Here is a 23,544-nt window from a genome sequence, read left to right as displayed (position 1 = left end):
AAGCGTATGCTCAACAAACAATGTCCTTTGTGCGGAAAACAAATAAATGAAGAAGAGGGAATATGCAAGGACTGCCTTGGAACGGCTAAAGAAAAGGAGTTCGTAACTATTCCGGTCGATGAGGAACAGCCGGAAGAAACCGAACCGGACAAACCGGCTATTGAAGCCGAAGAACAGCCCCAATCCGATGATATAGCGCCTGTTCAGCTGGAAGATAACAAGAAAAAAGCCGGAAGAATCAATAAAAAGGTGTTGATTTTTTCGCTTTCAGGTGTATTGGTATGCATTGCTGTGGGCGTATATCTTTTTATCGCAGACAGGGATTTGCGGAGAGAACAGGAGATAGAACTGAATACCTGGTATTCGTGCATCGAAGAAAATACGCCGGTGGCCTATTCAATTTACTTACAGACCTACCCTCAGGGCAAGTTCAGGAATGAGGCTTCGAGCAAGATTGGCAAACTACGCGAAACGGAACGGTTGGCATGGGAAAAGCTGAAAAATTCGGCGGATATAGATGAATACTACAACTTTCTGAGGATATACCCCAATACGCCCTTTAAGAGTGAAGCGAAAAAAATGATGGATTCTTTAAGTTGGGAGACAGCCGTAAAAAGCAATACAGCCGAATCGTATCAATTTTATCTCGAAACCCTGCAATCCGGTTATATTACCGGCTTATACAAAGGAATGGCCGAGGAACGGCACGATTATCTGAAGCAAATTAAGGACTTGACTGAAGAGGAATCGGAGAATGTGAAAAAAACAATCAATGTCCTTTTTCAGGTGTTATCCAAGCAGGATACCAAGGAGTTGAATACGCTGTTCAGCAAGATTATCACCAATTTCTATGGAGCGAGAAACCGTTCGGCAACGGCAATAATCACCTCCATAAAAGCTGATATGGACAGGAACAATATCAAAACCCTGAGCTATGACCCCGATCTCGGGTCGCTGAAAACATGCAAGGATGGTAAGGGAATAGTGATTATTGAGATTAACGTCAAAAAGAAAATCGCTTTCAAGATTAAAAAAGTGGCAGAAGAAATAGACGAAGTCCTGCACATCGACATTAATCCCGATATGACAATAAAATCCCTATACCCCAAAGACAAGAAGAGCAACGATTAAAAGCGACTGACCGTATAACTTGTATTTGGTTTTGTCTTGAATACGGTAACATAATACCCCTCGTATTTTGTAGTCCTGGCAGACGCACCCTTTACTTTTACCGGAACATCCGTCCTGATTTTGCAGTCATTGCCCGCTTTCGACAGGATTATTGCCGAAGATAATTTGTTCTTATCCCAGTCGATAGCTATCTCGAATGCACCCCGCGCACACAATCCCTTTACGCTACCCTTGTTCCATTGCCGGGGAATAGCAGGCAAGAGGTGTATTTCGCCCAAGTGGCTTTGAAGAAGCATTTCGCCAAGCCCCGAAATACCCCCAAAATTTCCGTCTATCTGGAAAGGAGGATGGGTATCGAACAGATTGGGCAAGGTGGAAGTCGATAGCAGTTCGCGATACATTTTGTAGGCGTGTTCGCCATCGAGTAAACGGGCTTGGAAGTTCACTTTCCAGGCTTTGCTCCATCCGGTGCCGCCATCGCCCCTTATTTCGAGCGTTCTTTTACAGGCAGCCGCCAATATCGGCGTCAAAACCGGCGAAATCTGGCGACCGGGATGCAATCCGAACAAATGCGAAACATGGCGGTGAACAGGGTCTTCGTCCTTCCAGTCCTTATACCACTCGATGAGGTTCCCTTCTTTCCCGATGCGAAGCGGATAAAGTTTTTCTCTTGCTGCCATCCATTTCAAGCGTTCGTCCTTATCAACATTCAATACTTCGGAGGCTTCAATCAGATTCGTGAACAAATCCCAGATAATCTCCATATCCATGGTGGAGGCAATGGTAACCACCCCTTTATTTCCGTTATCGTCAATAAACACATTTTCGGGCGATGTTGAGGGCGCTGTAACCAGGTAACCATCTTTCTCCACCAACCAGTCCAGACAAAAGTCGGCGGCGCCTTTCATCAAGGGGTAAGCAAGTTCGGCCAGGTATTTTTTATCGGCGCTAAACCTGTAATGTTCGTACAGGTGTTGCGACAGCCAGGGAGAACCCAAAGACCAGTTCGCCCATTTGGGATCGCCTGTTTGGTGGCCAACCGGATTGACATGCGCCCAAATATCGGAATTGTGGTGCGCCGCCCAGCCTTTCATGTTGTAATAGTTATGCGCTATTTTGGCGCCCGTAACCGAAATATGCTGAATTTGCTTTATCAAGGGTTCTGTCAAGTCGCTCAAATTCAGCATTTCGGCAGGCCAATAATTCATTTGCAGATTGATGTTGACGGTATAATTGCTTCCCCACGAAGGGCGTTGATTTTTATTCCATATCCCTTGCAGGTTGGCAGCAATTCCACCCGGACGGGAACAGGAGATAAGCAGATACCGCCCAAAATTGAAGTAAAGCGCCTCCAAAGCCGGATCGTTACTCCCTTTGGCATAGTCTTTCAGCCGCTCATCGGTAGGTTTGTTTTGCACATCCTGACTTCCCAAGTCAAGAACCACCCGGTTGAAATATGATTGGTAATCGGCGATATGTCGTTGCTTGAGTTCGTCATACGAAAATTTTTCGGCGGCAGATAAGTAATTCTGTGCCAGTTGGTTTTCATCTTTTCCTTCGGTGTCGGGGCGTTTATCGAATCCGTTGAAACTTGTTGCGGCTGAAATCAGGATGATGGCTTCGGTAGCTTTCGTTATTTGCAAAGCCGGGTCGGATGTTATGCTCCCGTCTTTTAGCAGCACTTTTACGCGGTACTGGTAACGCATCCCTTTTTGTCCCTTCTCATTCTCGTATATCAGCGGAAAATTGCGGGCTGAATTAACATCGACAGGCAATTGGCCGTTCAGTATAAATTCGTTGTTACCCAATCCGGTTATTGATGCATTTTCAAAAGGGGTGTTGCCGGTGAGGCTGAAATTGAGGAATCCCGGTTGAGAGGCTGTCAGTTTAACAACTGCAACTTGGTCTGGAGCCGACACAAATACCTCGCGTGTGTAGGTAATGGTATCTATCGAAAACGAGACGGACGCGACAGCTTGAGATAAATTCAATGCCCGCACATAATGTGAAGGCGTTTTTTTCTGCGCATAACGTTGTTCGATAATTATATCTCCCATGGGAACAAACGATTGGGAATTAGCCCCTTGTATATTGCGCAACACCTTCGATGCCTCGCCCCACTTCTCCTGAAACAAGAGTTCGCGGGTTTGCTTTAGATATTCTACGGTATTGGCAGGCGCCGAGGTATTGGCAGGGCCTCCTCCCCAAAGGCTTTCTTCGTTGAGGTTGAGAGTCTCTTTGTATATGTCGCCATATACCATCAGCCCGATGCGCCCATTGCCCAAAGGCAAAGCTTCTTCAAAGCGTGTGGCCGGATTTTTATACCACATATGCCACGAACTGTTATCTTCTGCCAATTCGGCAAAAGCATACGAACAGGTGATAAAACAGAAAAGTGTGATTAGTTTGATGTGTTTCATGGAACTCTTTTTTATTTTTCAATTCAGTTATCAGGGCTGTCTCAAAAGTCTTTTTCTGAGGTTGTCATTGCGGGCTCCGACCCGCAATGACAGTCCCGTTTCGTTGTATGGGATTATAAATCCCATACAACAGATGCGCCAAAAATCCCCCTCAGGGGGGACTTAGGGGGGCTGTTATTTCAATTTCTCATCCATAGCTGCTGCTGCTTTGCGTCCGTCTCCCATAGCGAGGATAACGGTGGCTCCGCCGCGTACAATATCGCCGCCAGCATAAACATCCGGCAAGGCTGTTTTCAGGGTGCTTTCGTCTATGACGATGGTGCCCCACTTGGTTACATCCAAGCCTTTAAATGTCGATGGAATCAGGGGATTTGGCGAAACGCCCACACTTACAATCACTTCATCCACCTCTATCCATTCGGTAGCTCCTTCGATGGGAACAGGCTTCCGGCGACCAGAGGGGTCGGGTGCGCCAAGTTCCATTTTTTGCAAAAGCATTCGTTGCACACGGCCCTTGTCATCGCCCTCGTATTTGATGGGGCTGTGCAAGGTCATAAATTTGATACCTTCTTCCTTGGCATGTTTAATTTCCTCCAAGCGGGCAGGCATTTCGTCTTCCGACCGGCGGTAAACGATAATGGCTTCTTCGGCTCCGAGGCGTTTGGCTGTGCGCACGGCATCCATAGCGGTGTTACCGGCGCCTATAATGGCTACTTTCTTGCCCATTTGCACAGGAGTATCGCTATCGGGGTTGGAGGCATCCATTAAATTTACACGGGTCAGGAACTCGTTGGACGACATGATGCCGATAAGGTTCTCGCCGGGGACATTCATAAAATTGGGAAGACCTGCGCCACTGGCAACAAATATGCCTTTGAAGCCTTCGTCGTGCAAATCTTCGTAGCTGATTGTTTTTCCTACAATGCAGTTCTTCACGAATTTCACGCCTGTTTTGCGAAGGACTTCTATCTCTACATCAACAATTTCGTTGGGTAACCGGAATTCGGGGATTCCGTATTTGAGCACCCCGCCTATTTCGTGCAGGGCTTCAAAAACCGTTACATCGTATCCGCGTTTTGCCATGTCTCCTGCAAACGATAAACCGGCTGGACCCGAGCCAACTACCGCCACTTTTATACCGTTGCGCTCAGCCACAACAGGCAGGGCGATTTTCCCGCTTAACCGTTCGTAGTCGGCGGCGAATCGTTCCAAGTAGCCGATGGCAACAGGCTCTTTGCCCATTTTTTGGATATAGATACACTTCGATTCGCATTGCTTTTCCTGAGGACAAACACGTCCGCATACGGCAGGCAAGGCGCTTGTTTCTTTCAGGGTTTTTGCCGCTTCCAGAAACTCGCCTTTTTCGATGTATTTGATGAAAGTGGGAATATTTATTTCTACCGGACATCCTGCAATACAGGTCGGATTCACACAATCGAGGCATCTTTTGGCCTCAAGCAAAGCTTGTTCCACGGTCAACCCTGTGTTTACTTCATCCTTCAAGCTACGGCTCCTGAAATCGGGAGCCAGTTCGGACATGTGTACGCGAGATATATCAGACCGCTCTTTGGCTTTCATGCTTTTCCGCAATTCGTCTCTCCACGGTTCGTTACGCTGTTCATTCATATAATATAAGTGTTTTTTAGTTACAAATTGAACCCTCAATTTCCCTGCAGAGGGAATTAAAAAGCCTCCAAAAGCTTTTACCTTTTCCTTTCTCCTTTTGGAGAAAGTACCCGTAGGGGGATAGAGGCCGGGGAGGTTGGAGGGGCTTTAGTTATAGGCTTTCAGGCGCATGATCATTTCGTCAAAATCCACTTGGTGGGCGTCAAATTCAGGGCCATCGACACAAACAAATTTGGTTTTTCCACCTACCGATACCCTGCAAGCGCCACACATACCGGTTCCGTCAACCATAATGGTATTGAGCGAAGCCATGGTTGGGATGTTGTATTTTTCGGTAAGAAGCGATACGAATTTCATCATAATCGCCGGTCCGATGGTAACGCACATATCAACTTGTTCGCGCTGAATAACCGATTCTACGCCGGTTGTTACAAGCCCTTTCTGCCCGTACGAACCATCATCCGTTACCACAATTACTTCATCCGAATATCCGGCGACCTGCTTTTCCAGAATAATCAGGTCTTTTGTACGTGCTGCCAAAACCGAAATAACCCTGTTACCTGCCTTTTTCATGGCTTCGATAATGGGTAGCATGGGGGCAATGCCCACACCACCGGCGGCACAAACAACCGTCCCGAATTTTTCGACATGCGTTGCACGTCCCAGCGGCCCTACCAAATCGGTGATATAATCGCCCACATTCAGGTCGCAGATTTTCTTTGAAGAAGCGCCTACGTTTTGAATAACCAGCGTGATAGTTCCCTTTTGGGTGTCGGAGGAGGCTATTGTCAGGGGAATGCGTTCGCCCTTTTCTCCAATCTTAACAATAACAAAGTGCCCTGCCTTGCGGCTTTTAGCAATCAAAGGAGCTTCCACCTCAAGCTTAACAACATTGGCCGAAAAATACTCCTTGCCTGTAATTTTATTCATGTATCTCTGATAAAAAATTTATGTATGCAAATTTAAACAATTAAACAATAATACAGTAAAAAACACATTGAGAATTTAGGGCAAACGCATGAAAAATTTTACTGCTTACACCTTTCGGTAAAGTTGCTGATATGAGCAGGAGATTCCTCCCTTTGGTCGGAATGACTCGCCTGTTAGTGGTTTAAAGGATGAGGAAGTGGCGGCTTCGCCGCCACTTCCTCATCCCCTCTCCCAAAAAGGAGACAGTCATTCCGACCAAAGGGAGGAAGCTCATCCGTAATAGTAGTACTAAAAAATTTCATGCGTTTGCCCTAATTAAGAATTAAAATAAAATTTTTATATACCATAAGTCGCCTATCCCCTGTGTTTGATATTCCCCGATTTGGGATAGGGAACCCCGAAAATTTTAGTTGTTATTTCCAGGACTTCTATTCTCCAGATTTTCACATTCTTAACAGCAGGCGCCGAATAGGTGAATTTTTTAACGGAGTACTGTTTCATGATGCAATCCAGGGCTTTGACTTTTGCCTCGTAATCTTCCTCAAAACAGACTTTTCCCCTGCACATCACGCTGCTTCCTTTCATGCGGTAGCTACAAGCTACGTCCTCGTCCTGATAAGCCAGTTCTGGCTCCGGGCAAAAGACGATACACACCGTTGGATTGGCCTCGAGGGACGAAATGCTGTGGCCCTCCTGCGCCGAGTGCAGGTAGATGATATTGTCCTCAAACCCAAAATTCATCGGGATGACATAGGGCAAGCCATCAACATCGACCATCGCCACATGGCAGAGCTTGTTTTTCTTGATAATTTCATCAATCAGCGTCCGTTCTTCTGTTGTTATTGTAATCATACCTCTTGTTTTATGCTTAGAATCTGTAAAGATAATAAATTTGAAAGTGTTTAGAATGTTAAAATACAGCTGAAAAACGAGATTATGCCGTAAAAAAGATTTTATTTTATAAATTTGAAGCGGAATGTTTATGCTATTTAAGGTCTCAGAGCTTTTTATTGTTTTGATAAGCATATATACAACAGACAGTTACAAACTTGAAATATATCATTAAAACCTTATTGTTACCGATACCGAAAAGTTCCGGATAAAACACACGCCGCCATGAAAAAACATATTGCCGTTATTGTACCCATACTCACACTTGTTGTTGTGCTTTTCAGCGCTTGCCGACCGGAAAAAGAGGAGCCGTTGAGTATTGATTTTGAGCAGATTAAGCAATCGGATACCTTGACTATAATAACCCTTAGCAGTTCGTATGCCTATTTCATCTACAAAGATGAGGCGATGGGCTACGACTATGATTTATGCAAGGATTTTTGCAGCCATTACGGTCTGGAACTGAATGTGAAAGTTGCCGAAAATCAGGCCTGCCTAATCGAGATGCTTCAGCGTGGCGAAGGCGATTTGATTGCGTTTCCGGTGGCCATAGAAAACGAGTTGAAAGATTCGGTCATCTATTGCGGCCCTACGCAAATATCGCATCAGGTTCTTGTTCAACGGGCCGACAGGGGCGATACGCTGCTTACCGATGTTACCGATTTGATAGGGAAGGAAGTGTATGTAAAGCACAACACAAAATACCATCAACGCCTGCTGAATCTGGATGCCGAGCTGGGCAATGGCATCATTATCAAAGATGTGGAGAAAGACACGGTGAGCGTTGAAGACCTCATCGAGATGGTAGCGCAAGGCAAAATAAAATACACCATTAGCGACGATTATGTGGCCAAACTGAATAGCACCTATTTCCGCAACATCCATATTTCGTTGCCCTTGAGTTTCGACCAGCGGTCGTCGTGGGCGGTGCGCAAAACTTCGCCCGAACTGGCAAACGCTTTGAACGAATGGGTAAAATCGACAAACAATACGCCCATATACAAAAGCATCACAAAAAAATATTTTGAACTGAGCAAAATGCCTTTTGACGGGGAGTACATTGTGCCGAAAAACCTGCCCAAAGGCAATATCTCGGTTTTTGATGAGCTGTTTAAGCAATATGCCGGAGAATCGAATTACGACTGGCAGCTTTTGGCCGCAATCGCCTATCAGGAATCGCGGTTTCAGACCGATTTAACCTCATGGTCGGGCGCCACGGGGCTGATGGGATTGATGCCCGGAACAGCCCGGGCGATGGGAATATCGACTGACGACCGCTTGAATCCCGAACTGAGCATTATGGCCAGTGTAAAATTATTGAACAAGCTCGATAAATTGTTTTCGGGAATAAGCGACAACGAAGAACGGATGAAATTTGTTTTAGCCTCATACAACGGCGGAAACGGACACATATACGATGCCCGCGCCTTAGCCAGAAAATACGGCGACAACCCCGACAACTGGGAAAGCGTAGAAAAATACATCGAACTGAAAAGCAAACCCGAATACTACAACGACCCGGTTTGCAAAAACGGCTATTTCAGAGGAACCGAAACCGTGAGGTATGTGAGAAACGTTATTGGAAACAGGGAGAAATTCAGGGGGAAGAAGAGCTAATATGGAATAATGAGAATAATGTGCCAATGGGAATAATACGACTAATGGAGGTGGTTGTCTCAAAAGAACGCGATTTACGCAGATTTACGCAAATAAGCGCTATATATTTCTCTTATCTAATTGAATTTCAACCATAAATAAATTGCGATAATTCGCGTAATCAGCGTAATTCGCGTTCAAAAATACTTTCGAGACAGCCCCGTATGGCGATTGTAAAAACCGCATTCCGAATACTATTCGGGATGCGGTTTTTATAACGTACGACGAGCGTTTCTGCTTACTTTATCACCACCTTTTTGGTAGCAACCTCTTTACCCATCAACAGCCTGACGTAGTAGATACCCTGGGGTAAATCGGACCGGTTGATATTTACCGCCTCCGCATCGCAGCTGGTTTTGCCCAGCATACCGCCCGAGGCATTGTAAATCTCCACCGTGTAGGGCTGTACCTCGCCACTCAACTCCACCGTGAAATTCCCGTCATTGGGATTGGGATATACGGTGAAATCGAACTTTTCGCTTGGATTTTGCGTTGTTACTGCTTCTTCCAGCGAGGTGGCTATTTCGGGGTCGTCCACAACTTTGGCGGATGACAGGCTGGGGGAAGCCTGGGCTGCTGTGATGGTAACGTTGGAACCCTGTTTTGCCCAGAAATCGGGGCCGATGGTTACGCCGTGTTGCGAATTGATGTTGACGGTGTTACCTGCATTTATTGTTGTGTTGGTCATTTCGATGGAACAGCCGGTAACGGTGAAATTATGCCTACCTAAGAAATACTCAATGGCTGTTGGATATGTTCTATCATATATAAAGACATATGGACATGGATTTGCCACATTTTGTAATAATGAAGAATTTGCTATTGTTGTCCTCATTCTTGAACCTTGACCGGATGTATGATATTGCATACAGCTTGGCGGGACATAAGCCATGATTAAGTGAATATTAGGATTGTATTGACTTCCACTTGCTCCTGAACATGTTAGACCATTCCAAGTACAAGTATTTTGGTTAACCTGAAATGTTTGAGGATCCGCTGGCGTATCTGCTACAAAGTCTCCACATGAAGACCCGTTGCTCCCATTAGGTAATTCTGCACATCCGGACTCACATAAACCATGAAAAGTATGATACAAACCCAAACAATGTCCCACTTCATGGGACAATGTATGGGTACTGGCAAGATTACTCCCAAAAGCATTACCTCCTATTACTAATGCTGTGCCGGGTATGCCACTCGCTAATCCAAAGTCTAACTTATCATTAGCAAAAAGATAAATATCAATGGCATCCCCATGGGAATTTGGACTAAAATTATCAAATTTGCCATCACCATTATTGTCTCCACTAAAGCTTGTTCTATCATAAGTCGCATTATCTTTTATTTCATCTATTCCCAACAAAGAGAAACTAATTCCATGATTCTCATAATCAGAGTTTAACGTGCTTAACGCCATATTTATTTCGGTTTGAGTCTGCCCACCTGTTCCATCAGTCCTCCGTATTATGTGTAAAAATATTTTGACTGTATATGTGTTTTGCACTATTTGAAATTGAGTGGACGGAATTGTTTGCAAAATATCGGGAATATCAGATGCTGTTGCACAAAAACTTTGTGCCATTATTGTTGGACTCATAAACACAAAAACTAAAGAAAGCAAACTCCACTTTATAGTTCTCATAACTTTTTAATTTTTAATTTTGATTTATAATCTAGCGGATTATTATTTGTGCCCTCATCAGGGTATGGATCAAGCCGTAATAACCGAATTCTGTATCCCAGCGTATCTTTATAGGCATTACTATTCTCATTTTCTTCGTCAATACAACCCCAAATCGACAAATCAATATCTGATGTCTCCCCATTTTTAGTAACAGATATTTGAATATCTGCACGACTGCCGTAGGATAATTCACACTGCGATTTGTAACAACGCCCATCATTTAAAATTTTCTTGAGACCAATAGTTAATTCAACATCATTATTTTCAGTCATAAGTGTAATTGATTCATTGATCTTTACCGTAAACGCATCACCAAGGTGAATTGCTGAATCTTTTTTATCCTCATCATCCCCACATCCAGCAACACCTACAGCCACAAAAAACAAGGCAATAAAAAACATATATATCTTTTTCATAATTCGTATATTTTTATTTGTTTATTAATCCGTTTACTTGTATTCGTAAATTAAAAAATTTGCAACTTTTGGTAGTTGAAAACTACCTGAATATCAGGCACAAGTTACAAACTTGCGCCAAACGAGGGATTGTGTATATAATTTAAAGCACAAAAACACAAATATCAATAAAACATATTTCCATTTCATAACTAATAATATTTAATAATGTTGATTAATGTTTAATGAGAATACCGTATTTTGTTCTTGTGGTAACTTTGGTATCAATGAGGCTACTTGCCAATTTTCTCCCGCAACATCTGTAAGGTTAAGTGTTATATCTATATTCAAATTGTATTTATTATGACCCATTTGTACCACTTCTTTCTTAATAATACCAATTCCCCCTGTAGCAACTCCATGAGCAATAATCAACGAATAGTCGTCAAAATTGACATCTATAGCAGGAATATCGTCACCTCTACAAGAAAAATACCGATTTAATTCTTGCTCAGAATTTATCAAATAAATCTTGTTCAATTCAATATTTTCCCAGCAAAAATATGAAACCCGCTCTAATGATAGATCCTGAATTTCAACGCTTTTAGGTGTATTCTTTTCATCATCCCCGCACCCAGCAACACCCATTGCCACAAAAAACAGGGCCACAAAAAACATATATATCTTTTTCATAATTCTTTTTTCTGAATGGTTGATAACTCTAGTATATACCATATATGAATTGGACCCGCTACAGCAGGACGTGATCCATTGTACTCATACAATTTTCCACTTAATACGATAGGCAACCCTTCTTCTGGTATTTCCCAGTCTTTAACGTATAAAGGACAATTACAAATACCATACGTAGTAATATACTTGACCATATCCGATTCATATTCGTATTCTTTCATAACTGCACTTATCAGATTATTACTTCCGTATAACGCAATGAACGGAGTAGATACAAGACCGTTAGGCTCTTCTCGGAATATGACAGCTTCAAAATTATCAATATCCCGAATATATTCTGTTTCAGGATTGCACGGAATTATTTGCGCCTTTTTTTCCTCTTCCTTATCGCAGCCGCTCATTCCGGTAGTCAGGACAAACAGGGCTGTCAATATAAATAATATCTTTTTCATAATTTTTACCCTCCGCTATTTAGCTGTTTTTAATTCTTTCAATTCCGTTTTCAATGTTTGTATCTCGTCATTCTGCTGAATAACATACAGCGTCAGTTCTTCAATTTTTTGCAGCAGCTTTACCTGCAATACGCCCAAGTCGGTGTCGCCGCTTGTCATCTCGGCGGCAGAGGGTATCTCGGGCAGGTGTTTGTTTTCCTTGATAAAGCTATGCACTTCGTTGAGCGATTTTAGCTGGTAGTTGGCGTCAAAAACAAAGTCGGCGCCTGTGTTGAGGTTTACTTTTATTTCCCTTGCCCTGAGCGTGCCGTTCACATCCAGCTTGTAGTAGGGGTTGTCGGTGCCGATGCCTACTTTGTCTCCAATTGTCATGAAACTATACATGGCAAGGTTCGAGAAATTTGTAACACGACCGATAACAAGCCTGTCGGCATCATCATCCCCTAACCCAATTCTAAATTCAGAAACATCACTGCTTACGGCATACTTGGCCATCCACACAGGGTCGGTGTTCCATTCGCAGCCCGAAAAATTCAGCATTTTTCCATATCCCCAGGCTGATCCGCTAACCAAATCTTCCCCAATCTTATAATTTCCATTGCTGTCCGAAACCAATGCAGTTTGTCCAAACGCCGTATTTGCCAACAATACGGCAAATACTGACAGTAAAAGTTGTTTCGTTTTCATACTTAATTGTTTTAGTGATTTTTATTATGACAAATATATAACAATATTTCAGAATTACCCCCCCCATTTAGTTAGATATGGTTAATCATTGAAAAAGAATAATTCATAAAATAAATTTAAGGCCTCAAAATACTACGCCAGAAAAAAATACAGACATTTGTCCGGCAAAAACAAGGAACAATGCTTTCTGTCATTGCGGGCTCCGACCCGCAATCTCCCAGCTATGGCACAAAACCCAAGCATTGCAGAACCTCTCAGTAGAGACGTGGCGCGCCACGTCTCTACACAAAACCTTGAACCTGAAACTTTGAACCTGAAACTGCATCATAAAAATGGGGTGTTAAACTAACTAAGTCAAAAAATCACCCCTAACAATATAACCGATTACATATTTTTGTAACGAGAGATGTAGTAACCACAAATCTGTGCCATTAAATAATACAGGGCTGCGTGTTTGTGATTCTTTATTAACCATTGAAAATGAAGCTGTTAACATTTGATTTGTAAGCTAAAATAGAAATAAATAATGATTAATAACCTAACCTAAACCTAAATTAATGACAGTAAGAAAATGAAAACATAACACAGAAAACGCTTTAAAAGCATATTTTATCATGAAAAAGAATAAAGACCAATACAGTTATAACAATTTAATTAACGTTCTATGAGAAACAAAATTGATTTGAAATTATCAGGATTTTGTCTGCTCTTATGCTTGTTCTTATTTAGTTCGTGCGAAGAAGAACTGGACAAGTATTATGAGGTTCCCGGATGGTTGAAGGGAAACGCAAAAGAAGTTCTGGAGAAAAAGGGAAATTTTTCGGTTTTCCTCGAAGCCGTCGATAAGGTTGGCTACACCACCATGATCAGCGGAAAAGGTATTATTACAGTAATTGCTCCTACCGACGAAGCTTTTAAAGCTTGGTTTGTTGCAAACGGCTACAGTTCGTTGAACGATGTTCCTAAAAAGGTACTCGAAAAGGTGGTTGCATATCACCTGATTTGGTTTTCGTACGACAAGCAAAAGTTAGCTAATTATCAGCCGGATGGATTAACCACTACGGAACAATTTGCTGCCGAAAATGCCGGTATGTACTACAAGTTCCGAACCAAGAGTAAAGATACTATTTCGATAGAAAACGATCCGACCGTTGAGCCAGGCCAGGCTGCCAGAAGCAGAAAGGTATATCACAACGACCGTTTTGTGCCCGTTTTATCGTCCTGGTTTTTCAGTACGAAAGGCATTGATGCGGCTTACAACTACAAATATTTTTATCCCAAAAGTGAATGGACAGGCCAAAATGGCGGTTTTGTTGTTTCTAACGCATCGGTGAGCGAATACGCCATTGTTGCCGATAACGGATATGTTTATGTGGTGGACAAAGTGGTAGAACCACTCGAAACGGTGTATGACGAATTGAAAAATTCATCGGAATATTCCGATTTCCTGAGCATGTACAACCGCTTTACCTATTACATTATGGATCCGAGAGCTACGGCCGATTACGGTGGCCCGGGCGATACGCTTTATACTCATTTTCATTTGTCGCTTCCACTCATTGCTTCGGAATGGACAACCTCCGAAGTGGATTATGTGCCGACATACAATGATATTAAGTCTTTGAGTCGCTGGACATACAACGTATTTGCGCCTAGCAATGCAGCTATACAAACTTTCTTCGATTCGTTCTGGAAAGATTATTATACTTCGATAGAAGATGTGCCGTTTATTCCATTGAAATATTTGTTGCTTAATCATGCCTATCAAGGTGATGTTGTTTTCCCCGAAGAAATTACAAGAGGGAAGATTATAACCAATTTCGGAACACCTATCAGTTTCGATCCGGTAAACACCAGCTTGAGGAAGATTTGCTCAAACGGTACAGTATATGGTTTGACTAGTGTGAACGTTCCGCGTATGTTCCAAAGCGTTACGGCTCCGTTGTTCCGCAATCCGGACTATACCGCGTTTTTGCACATGATGGACAAGGCAAACCTTGTTCCGTCTTTGATGACAGATAACGCTCAGTTGGCGCTGTTTATACCTACCGACCATACCTTAATTACCAATACCATGATTAATAGTTATGGTTTGCAGTATTCCGATAACAATCCTAATTTGTACGGAAAGCAAACGATAGAAATTGAAAACAATGAGGGAGGTTATGATGACTTAAGCGTGTCTCGTATGGTTCAGGTTACAAACAACCATGTGGGAGCCAGGCTAATCTCAAGTTCGGGTACCAGCAAAATTTATAAAACGCTGACTCCGTACCAGTACTTGTTACTCGACGAAAGTACCACCCCTGCCAAGGTTTACTCTTCGGATGTTTATAACAACTTGTCGAACAGAGCGCCCAATGTTAAGAAAATATATGATGCTTACAACGGAACAGCTTACGAATTATACGGAGAAGATGCTATCGCCTTATTGCCCGATGCCAATTATTTCAGGGATCAGATAATGAGGAATACGCCTCCTACATTCACTTCGTTCAAAGATTTGCTGACAACCGCCAAGTTTAATCTGACGACTCCACCGTTCAGCTTCCTGTTAGATCGCTTCATTGTGTTTGTGCCTACCAATGATGCCATTGCAGCCGGAAAAACTACCGGAAAAATTCCTACGGATGAAGCCGCTTTGGCCGACTATTTGAAATATTACTTTGTGAATGTGGCTACAAGTTCTCTGGCCGATTATCCTTTCCCTGGCGCCGGCGTTCAGGGAGAATTAAACACATACAAGGTTAATGCGGGCAGAGTTCCAACCAAGTTGACAATTATTGACACCGGTTCGGCTATACAGGTAAGAGATGCCAAAGGCAATATCGCCAATGTTGTATCGGTATTCCCGTATATCTACGGCGATGGAGCTGCTTATCAGATTGATGGCTTATTAGAGTTTGAATAATGAAAAAGAATATAGATATGAGAATTTTTCGATCGATAATTATATTAACATGTTGCCTCTTTGTTTCATTTGCATCGAGTGCACAAGGCATATTGACGGGTGTCGTGAAAGACAATACCGGAGAGACTGTTATCGGAGCCAGCGTATATATTGAAAATAAAGACCAGCGGTCTTTGGTCGGTACAATGACCGGACTGGATGGCGATTACAGATTGCAGGTTCCGAAAGATAATAATATGACGGTGGTATTTTCCATGATTGGCTACAAAGTCAAAAAAGTGAAATACAACGGTCAGACCGTACTGAATGCAACACTTGAAGACGATTCTTACACACTCACGGGCGTGGAAGTTATCGCTAAAGTTCAGGAACGCAACCAATCGGGCTTGACACAGCGCGAGTTTGTGGCTGCTACTCAAAAAATAGAAATGTCGATGCTCGAAACAGCCCCGGTAAGTTCTATTGAGGATGCCTTGCAGGGACGTATGTCGAACGTGGATATTATCACCAGCGCCGAACCGGGAGCTTCCAGTTCGATACGCATCCGTGGTACTTCTTCGTTGAGCGCATCAAACGACCCGCTTATTGTAGTGGATGGGGTTCCTTATCCTACAACTATCAATGACGACTTTGAATTTGCAACCGCCAACACCGAAGATTTCGGAGCTTTGCTGAATATTCCGCCCAACGACATCGAGTCGATAGAGGTATTGAAAGATGCAGCGGCAACATCCATCTGGGGCTCGAAAGGCTCGAGCGGGGTATTGCTTATTACAACCAAAAAAGGTTCGGCCGGAAAAACTATGCTGACTTTCGATGCGAAATACAGTTATGGTAAAGAACGGAACACCATCCCGATGTTGAAATCTTCGCAGTATGTGGCAATGGTTCAGGATGCAATATGGAACACCATAGGCGATTTAGGCGTATCATCGGCGCAAAGTCAGAATTATTTGAAATTGTTGTACGATACAAAAGAAATCGGCTTCGACCCAAGTTGGGTGTATTTCGACGAATACAATCAGGAAACCGATTGGTTAAGTGAAATTACTCAACCCGAACAAAGTTTCGAAGCCAACTTCTCGATGTCGGGTGGTGGCGAAAAGGCCCTATATCGTTTTTCTGTCGGCTCTTTCACCCAAGACGGTACAACTATTGGTACGGCTATGTCGCGTATCAATACCTCGTTCAACCTGACCTACAAGTTCTCGAACAAATTGGATATTACCACCAACTTTGCCTTTGTCAATTCCGACAAAGATGCCAACTGGAACAGCCCGCGTGGACATGCTCTTAACAAGATGCCTAACATGAGTCCTTACTACATCGACAAAAACAACAGGCGGACAAACGAATACTTTACGCCATCCAATTATTTTCAGGGAGACCTGACGGTGAAAGGCAGTAGTGGCGAGTTGTCGGAAATATTTAATCCGGTGGCAATGGTAAACGAATCAATAAACCGGACAGTTGCAACCGACAGCCGCTTCACCTTCGATTTGCATTACAAACTCTTGAAAGGACTTGATTATCGCGGTACAGCCAGTTTGTATCTCAAGAAAAATAAAACGAAGAAATTCTTGCCGCAAAGCGTATCGGGAGCCCCCTGGACTTTCGAATATTTTAACCGCAGCGCCGATAACGTTTCCGACAATACAAGCATCTACATTAAAAACTCGCTTATTTATCAGGGATATTTTGGCGAAGATCATAAGTTGACAGCCAACGCTTCTATCGAAAACGAAGAAGGTAACTCGTCGAGTTATGCCAGCGAAATCAGCGGAAATGCTTCTCCTGCTACTTCCGACCCTACTGCCGGAGGTACCATCGCAAAACTTGCATCAGGCTCGTCTCAGACACGCAGCGTAGGATTTAACTCCAACCTGCATTATGCCTACAAAGAAAGGTATATGATTAACGGAGGCTATCGCGAAGAAGGGAACTCATCAATGGGTTCGCACAACCGTTGGGCCGGTTTCAAAACCATCGGTCTGGCTTGGGTGCCGAGCGAAGAAGAATTTCTGCAATCGCAGGAATGGCTGTCGTTCCTCAAAATACGCGCCAGCTGGGGACAAAGCGGTAAAACGCCTAGCGGCTCTTATGCCTACATCGGTACGTTTAAAGCCATCACTCCCGGATACATCGACATGGCGGCGGTAGAACCGAATCAGATTCAGTTGAATAACCTGAAGTGGGAAACTTCTACTCAACAAAATCTTGGTCTTGATGCCAGCTTCCTGAACGATAGACTTTCGATTGTGGCCGATGTTTATAAAAGTAAAACAAAAGACTTGTTGAACGAAAAAATTTCTATCCCTTCAAGTTCGGGTTACGCAAACGTAAAATACTACAACTCGGGTAGCTTGTCGAACCAAGGATGGGAATTTCGCGCCGATTACCAGGCTTTCCGCAATAAAGACTGGCAAGTATCGGTCAATTTCAACCTGGCTCAAAATGAAAATAAAGTAGAACAAATGCCCGATAACTTGTATTCGTACATGTATGAAGCCAAAAACGGATACTATGCCTACAATATACGAATAGGCGATCCGCTCGGCGCTTTTTATGGATACAAATACAAAGGCGTTTATCAAAACGAAGAAGAAACTTATGCTCGCGATAAGGCGGGTAATCTGATACACGACATCAATGGCAAACCGGCACACATGATCAATATAGATCAGGAAGTTCACCCGGGTGATGCAAAATACGAAGATGTGAACGGCGATGGCGTGATTGACCGCTACGACCTTGTTTACCTGGGCAATTCCAATCCTTTACTCACCGGTGGCGGTGGCTTCGAAGTTAAATACAAAAACTTCCTGTTCAGCGCTTTCTTCCATGCCAGGGTAGGACAAAAAGTAATTAACAAAACGCGCATCGATTCCGAAAACATGTATGGCGAACGCAATCAGAGTATGCGCGTGTTGCAACGCTGGAAGCACGAAGGCGATAATACCGATATACCTCGCGCTTTGTACGACAGAGGATATAACTACCTGGGTTCCGACCGCTTTGTTGAAGATGCTTCGTTTTTGCGTTTGAAAAACGTAACCTTGAGGTACAATCTGCCGAGGGAAATGTTGAGCAAATGGGGAATAAACCGGATGATGGTTTATTGCACAGCATACGACTTGTTTACATGGACTAAATATACCGGACAAGATCCTGAAGTGAAATTAAGCGCCGATGGAGACTATGATCAACGTATTTATCAGGTAGCAAAGGATGCTTCCTATACCCCTAAGGCAATGAGATTTTTATTTGGTCTTTCATTTAGTTATTAATAGATTTTTGATTATGAAAAAAATTAAAATAGTTCTGCTTTTGGTACTCGCTTCGGTGATGTTTCCTGCGTGCGACGATTATCTGAGTTTGTTCCCCGATAATGCGCAGACATCCGACCAGTACTGGAACTCGAAAAGCGATGTGGAATCGGTGGTTGCAGCCGGTTACGTGAAACTGCGCGAAAGTGTCGATTACCTTTATGCTTGGGGCGAAGCCCGTGGTACGGATATTGATTACACCGGTAATGTTACCACATCCGAACTGGACGCCGCCAGAGAAATAAAAGAATTGAGGGTACGGGAGTCGAATAAACTGACCCAATGGGCTTGCATGTATAAGGTGATAAATATGGCCAACTCGGTACTGAAATATGCGCCCGAAGTGGTTGATATAGACCCTTCGTTTACCGTATCGGAAATGAATGGATACTTTGCCGAAGCTTATTTTCAACGTTCGTTGGCTTATTTCTACCTGGTAAGAACATTTAAGGATGTTCCGCTTGTTACGCAACCATACGTGAGTGATGAAAATACATTTGATGTGGCACGTTCTACGGAAGAAGAAATACTGACCAGAATAAAAGAAGACCTGACCGCCGTACTCAAGTCGAATACAGCCAAGGAATTTTATCCCGAATCAGATGTTTACAACCAGGTGAATACCAAAGGAAGAGCTACCAAATGGTCGATACTGGCGCTTTTGGCCGATATTTACCTGTGGGAAGGCGATTACGATAAATGTATCAGCGCTTGCGAACAGATTATAGGTTCGGGACGCGTGGGAATGATTTCGAAAGACCTTTGGTTTACAAACTTTTTCCCCGGCAATTCAAACGAAAGTATTTTCGAAATACAATACAATTACACCAAGGGACAAACCAATAAATTTTTCGACTGGTTCTCTGTCAATTGGTATTATTCACCTTCATCATTCGCTTCGTATCTGTTAAACAATACCCAGCTTGCCGGCGATGTAAGGGGGAATGGTGGCACCTTTTATGTGGATGGCGGAAAAACAAAAATATGGAAGTTTGTAGGTGTTAATTCGGTGGCTAATGGTGGTGTTGCTGCTGTTAGAGCTTCGAACGAATACGACCAGAATTTCATTATCTACCGCCTTGCCGAAATATACCTGATGAGGGCGGAAGCTTACACGATGAAAGGCAACGATTATTATGACGAAGCGATGGCCGACATCCAGTTTGTACGCACCCGTGCCGGCATAGTGGAGCCGCAATTGCCGCCATTCTCCAGCGAGATCGAAATGTTGACTTTTATATATGAGGAAAGAATACGCGAATTTTGTGGCGAAGGTAAATCATGGTTCGATTTGTTGCGGATAGCTCGGAGAAACAATTACGAGTACAAGTCGTGGATGATTAACGAAATTTTAGTTACGTTGAGTCCTATGGACTGGGGAACTGCAGGTGCAAAATTGCTGAACGAAGGTTCGCACTATTTACCTGTTAATCTGGATGAAATGCAATCGAACCATTTGTTGGAACAAAATTCCTACTACACAAACTTGTATGGTAACAAAAATTAAAACAAAGAGTATTATGAAAAAAATAGCAATATTTATATGTGCAATGTTGTTGCTCGTCTCGTGTGAAGACCCAAATAAGGGCGATATAGTGCCTGCCGTGGGAGAATATCCGATTGCCACCTGGTTGACACTGGACGGAAATAAAAACTATTCGAAATGGGCCGATGTGTTGAATCAGGCAGGTATGTATTCCACACTAAACCTGAGCAAATCTTATACGGCTTTCATCCCTTCGAATGAAGCGGTGGAAACCTATTTGGCAAATCACGGATACGCTTCTGTTAGCGCTCTTCCAAAGGCTGAAGCCGAATTATTGGTGAAATATCACACAATAGCCGGTACTGTTTACGACCAGAATACGTTTAGTGTTGGAGTGCTTTCCGATACAACGGCTTCCGGCGACCGTCTGTCTATCGAATACCGCGGTAGCGATATTTATGTAAACGGCGTAGCCCATGTCGATAACCTGGATGTGAAAACAACCAACGGAATTATTCAGGGAATAAATCAGGTTTTGATTCCTATCACGGCCACTATCTGGGATATAGCCAGTGCGCCCGAATATTCTATCATTGCCGAACTCCTCGATATAACAGGCTACAAAACCTTGCTGTCGAGTATAAGAATTGGAGGTGTTAAAGTCAACTACACCTTGTTCTTGACGCCAAATTCGGCTTTTGTCGAAAATGGAATACACAATGCAAGCGAATTGATAGCTGCGATAGGCGCTGCCGATCAAAACTATACCGACCCCGACAATGCCTTGAACAAATATGTATCGTATCGTATTTTCGACCAGTTGTGGGATTTAGACCAATTATCCGAATTTTCGGGCACTTCCACATCGAAAAATATCGAAACCTCGGCTTCCGGCGAGTTGATAAATGTTTCGGCACGCGATAATAGTTTGTATATCAACTACCGCAAAGCAACCGGAAAAGGCATTTCGATACTTGTTCCTAATATCAATACCAAAAACGGTATTGTTCAGGTGATAAATGACCCGATGTTTGTTATTGTTCCCGATTTGGCGAATGTAACCTGGGAACTGACCGACTATTCCGACTTGGCCGATTTATTTAGCGATTACCGTACACCAAAGGAAAAAGATGATGTTAATCGTAACATCGAAGTAGGTAAAGTTAATTGCTACACATGGGAAACGGCTGCTTTTGATGTCTTGAACTCATCTGTTAGATACGGCATGTACAAAAAAGATTCGGAAGGAAATAAAGCGATGAATCATGATGCCTTGAAGTTGAACCTCAAATTGTTTGGCTGGATTGAGATGCAGTCGCCGACTATTCTCAGAGGCAACTACACCCTGAAAGTACGCTGTCTTAGTGCAGGCTCATCTAACCTGACAAAAAGCGGTAAGATAGCAATCACGGTGGATGGCGCTTATGTTGGTGTTGAAGCGGCAACTAACGGACTGACAACGTCTGCCTCCCTTCAAACGGTTGTAATAGGCAATGTGGTGTTTAACACAACCACCAGCCACACTCTGCGTATTCTCCAAACGGATAATGTTGAAATCGTATTGGATTATATAGAATTTGTACCCGCTGATTAAATAGGGCTATAAACACATAAATTATTGTAATTATGAAAAAGATATTTTTATTATTAGTAGCAAGTGCATTCATATTCATATCCTGTTCGGACGAGTGGGATAAGCACTACAATAGTAATGTTGACAACGAAGACGTATCTACCCAAACTTTGAAGGAATATTTTGATAACGAAAGCTCCTATTCTCAGTTTTATGATCTCCTTAAATCTGCCAAATTTGCCGATGAAATGAGTAAAAATCAGTATCTGACGGTTTTTGCGGTAAAGAATGAAAACTACGATGACTCGGAGTACGAAAATCTATCCGATTCATTGCTGGGCGGCTACCATATTTGTAATCTCGCCTTTGGACAAACCGAACTGAAACAAGGTTTGAGAATCATGTGTATGAATGGCATATATGTAACCATCTCGCAAGAAGGAGACGATTTTTATGCGAACGGACAGAAAATACTATCCAGCAAACGTTTCAAAAACGGGGTGGTTCACGAAATTCCGGAACTGATGCGGCCATTGACCAATATGTTTGCTTATGTAGAAACACTTGGAGACGATTACTCAATTATCCGCGACTCAATTCTTAGCTACAATGTGCGGATGTTCGACAGGGTAAACAGTACGCCTGTTTCGGTTGATAAGTCGGGGAATATTGTTTACGACTCGGTATTTTATTACACCAACCCCATGTTCGACAAAGCAGACATAAGCAGCGAATTTAAACAGTTCACCATGTTTTTGCCCAGCAATCAGGTTATTGAAGATTGTTATGCAGCCATGCAAAACGCCTACGGCGCGATGGGTACAGATTATACTCAGGCCGATACACTTTTGGCAATCAACTGGATAAAGGGAGCTATTTTCCATAACGGACTGGTAAGCGATTACCACGAAGCAGTTGATTTAAAATCGGCTGCCGGACAAGTATGGCGGACTACCGTGCAAGAAGTGGATGAAGTGAATACCGATGAATTGAGTAATGGAGTGGTTTATAAGGTAACTAAAATGAAGATACCGAATAATCTTTACCTCAAACGAATGAAATCGTTGGTACACTACTACGAATACCTGACCGAAGAAGAAAGAGCCTCGTTGTACATCTTTAAGGGACTTGATACAGCCAGATCCGATGGTGGTATCGAAATCTTCAAGGGAGATGGTACGCCGGCTAACACCCCGATACAATTCTATTATCTTTTGAAACTGACCGGTATAGCCGATTCTTCGGATGAATTTTCGGCCGAATTTCCACCCATCAGTTACAACGCCGCAACCGGAGAAGCTGCTGTAATGAAGGTGCCACCCGGAGAATACGACCTCTATATGGGATTCCGCAGTAGCGACCATGCTTTTGTGGATATATCTTTCCATTCGGGGAACGACCCGATGCCGGACGATTGGCCTGTTTTGAAGGCGGAACTTCAGGTTCAGGCTTCCAACCCATGGAACTACGACCGTAACAACGTTACCTCAGAGTATAGTGGCGGTATTGGTAAGTGGAACGGACATGGCGGAAAGGTTGGCACGGTTAACCTGGAAGGTGATGGTTTGGAAACTTTCCACATAAAGGTGAAATTTAATAAGCTTTATAGTACAACTGCCGCAAAAACTTTGCAGATATATCACTGGGCGTTGCTACCAACAGCCAATAACTATTAAAAATGAT

The 23,544-nt window shown here is 43.2% G+C and carries 17 protein-coding genes and 1 pseudogene; 7 read left to right on the top strand and 11 right to left on the bottom strand.

Features of this window, described 5'->3' with window-relative positions; genetic code table 11:
- Positions 1 to 6 precede the first annotated feature (6 nt).
- A complete protein-coding gene (locus ACYPWY_RS06185) occupies positions 7 to 1,131 on the top strand; it encodes a hypothetical protein (RefSeq protein WP_459684565.1) in 1,125 nt (374 codons plus the stop codon).
- Here ACYPWY_RS06185 and ACYPWY_RS06180 read toward each other — a convergent pair.
- The 5 genes from ACYPWY_RS06180 to ACYPWY_RS06160 form a co-directional block, all read right to left on the bottom strand.
- The gene (locus ACYPWY_RS06180; RefSeq protein WP_459684564.1) at positions 1,128 to 3,551 is read right to left on the bottom strand and encodes a glycoside hydrolase family 95 protein; all 2,424 of its coding nucleotides are present in this window, start codon (positions 3,549 to 3,551) and stop codon (positions 1,128 to 1,130) included. The genes ACYPWY_RS06185 and ACYPWY_RS06180 overlap by 4 nt on opposite strands.
- Before the next feature lie 174 nt (positions 3,552 to 3,725).
- Positions 3,726 to 5,177: an NADPH-dependent glutamate synthase gene (gene gltA / locus ACYPWY_RS06175; RefSeq protein WP_459684563.1), complete on the bottom strand. Its 1,452-nt coding sequence runs from the start codon at positions 5,175 to 5,177 to the stop codon at positions 3,726 to 3,728.
- A gap of 147 nt (positions 5,178 to 5,324) precedes the next feature.
- A complete protein-coding gene (locus ACYPWY_RS06170; RefSeq protein WP_459684562.1) occupies positions 5,325 to 6,107 on the bottom strand; it encodes a sulfide/dihydroorotate dehydrogenase-like FAD/NAD-binding protein in 783 nt (260 codons plus the stop codon).
- A gap of 173 nt (positions 6,108 to 6,280) precedes the next feature.
- The gene (locus tag ACYPWY_RS06165; RefSeq protein ID WP_459684561.1) at positions 6,281 to 6,409 is read right to left on the bottom strand and encodes a hypothetical protein; all 129 of its coding nucleotides are present in this window, start codon (positions 6,407 to 6,409) and stop codon (positions 6,281 to 6,283) included.
- Positions 6,410 to 6,461: 52 nt separating this feature from the next.
- Positions 6,462 to 6,959, bottom strand: coding sequence for a pyridoxamine 5'-phosphate oxidase family protein (locus ACYPWY_RS06160; RefSeq protein ID WP_459684560.1), 498 nt, complete (start codon positions 6,957 to 6,959; stop codon positions 6,462 to 6,464).
- A gap of 264 nt (positions 6,960 to 7,223) precedes the next feature.
- Here ACYPWY_RS06160 and ACYPWY_RS06155 point away from each other — a divergent pair, with 264 nt between their 5' ends.
- The gene (locus tag ACYPWY_RS06155) at positions 7,224 to 8,615 is read left to right on the top strand and encodes an MltF family protein (RefSeq protein ID WP_459684559.1); all 1,392 of its coding nucleotides are present in this window, start codon (positions 7,224 to 7,226) and stop codon (positions 8,613 to 8,615) included.
- A 277-nt stretch (positions 8,616 to 8,892) separates the two neighbouring features.
- Here the strand turns inward: ACYPWY_RS06155 and ACYPWY_RS06150 are convergent, their stop codons facing one another.
- From ACYPWY_RS06150 to ACYPWY_RS06125, 6 genes and pseudogenes are all read right to left on the bottom strand, one after another.
- Entirely contained in the window at positions 8,893 to 9,450 is a 558-nt protein-coding gene (locus tag ACYPWY_RS06150; RefSeq protein WP_459684600.1) for a T9SS type A sorting domain-containing protein, read from the bottom strand.
- A gap of 36 nt (positions 9,451 to 9,486) precedes the next feature.
- A pseudogene (locus ACYPWY_RS06145) lies at positions 9,487 to 10,071 on the bottom strand (M43 family zinc metalloprotease); the annotation flags it as partial.
- Between the two features lie 221 nt (positions 10,072 to 10,292).
- Positions 10,293 to 10,754: a hypothetical protein gene (locus ACYPWY_RS06140; protein ID WP_459684558.1), complete on the bottom strand. Its 462-nt coding sequence runs from the start codon at positions 10,752 to 10,754 to the stop codon at positions 10,293 to 10,295.
- A 201-nt stretch (positions 10,755 to 10,955) separates the two neighbouring features.
- Positions 10,956 to 11,426, bottom strand: coding sequence for a hypothetical protein (locus ACYPWY_RS06135; RefSeq protein ID WP_459684557.1), 471 nt, complete (start codon positions 11,424 to 11,426; stop codon positions 10,956 to 10,958).
- Positions 11,423 to 11,878, bottom strand: coding sequence for a hypothetical protein (locus ACYPWY_RS06130; RefSeq protein WP_459684556.1), 456 nt, complete (start codon positions 11,876 to 11,878; stop codon positions 11,423 to 11,425). Before ACYPWY_RS06130 ends, ACYPWY_RS06135 begins: the two co-directional genes overlap by 4 nt.
- Positions 11,879 to 11,893: 15 nt before the next feature.
- The gene (locus ACYPWY_RS06125; protein WP_459684555.1) at positions 11,894 to 12,565 is read right to left on the bottom strand and encodes a hypothetical protein; all 672 of its coding nucleotides are present in this window, start codon (positions 12,563 to 12,565) and stop codon (positions 11,894 to 11,896) included.
- A 664-nt stretch (positions 12,566 to 13,229) separates the two neighbouring features.
- On the opposite strand from ACYPWY_RS06125, the gene ACYPWY_RS06120 reads away from it, so the two are divergent.
- Genes ACYPWY_RS06120 through ACYPWY_RS06100 form a run of 5 tightly spaced genes read left to right on the top strand, consistent with a single transcriptional unit; the run spans position 13,230 to position 23,537 of the window.
- Positions 13,230 to 15,476 carry a fasciclin domain-containing protein gene (locus ACYPWY_RS06120; protein ID WP_459684554.1) on the top strand — a complete coding sequence of 749 codons (2,247 nt, stop codon included), beginning with the start codon at positions 13,230 to 13,232 and terminating at the stop codon, positions 15,474 to 15,476.
- Positions 15,477 to 15,493: 17 nt separating this feature from the next.
- Positions 15,494 to 18,763 (top strand): SusC/RagA family TonB-linked outer membrane protein, encoded by a 3,270-nt coding sequence (locus tag ACYPWY_RS06115; protein WP_459684553.1) that lies wholly within the window; start codon positions 15,494 to 15,496, stop codon positions 18,761 to 18,763.
- A gap of 13 nt (positions 18,764 to 18,776) precedes the next feature.
- The gene (locus ACYPWY_RS06110) at positions 18,777 to 20,309 is read left to right on the top strand and encodes a RagB/SusD family nutrient uptake outer membrane protein (protein ID WP_459684552.1); all 1,533 of its coding nucleotides are present in this window, start codon (positions 18,777 to 18,779) and stop codon (positions 20,307 to 20,309) included.
- A 13-nt stretch (positions 20,310 to 20,322) separates the two neighbouring features.
- A complete protein-coding gene (locus ACYPWY_RS06105; protein WP_459684551.1) occupies positions 20,323 to 21,882 on the top strand; it encodes a fasciclin domain-containing protein in 1,560 nt (519 codons plus the stop codon).
- Between the two features lie 32 nt (positions 21,883 to 21,914).
- Positions 21,915 to 23,537, top strand: coding sequence for a fasciclin domain-containing protein (locus ACYPWY_RS06100; protein WP_459684550.1), 1,623 nt, complete (start codon positions 21,915 to 21,917; stop codon positions 23,535 to 23,537).
- Positions 23,538 to 23,544 lie beyond the last annotated feature (7 nt).

This window comes from Viscerimonas tarda (assembly GCF_054601255.1).
The sequence above is the reverse complement of the archived record's forward strand: the minus strand, read 5'-3'. Positions and strand labels throughout refer to the sequence as shown.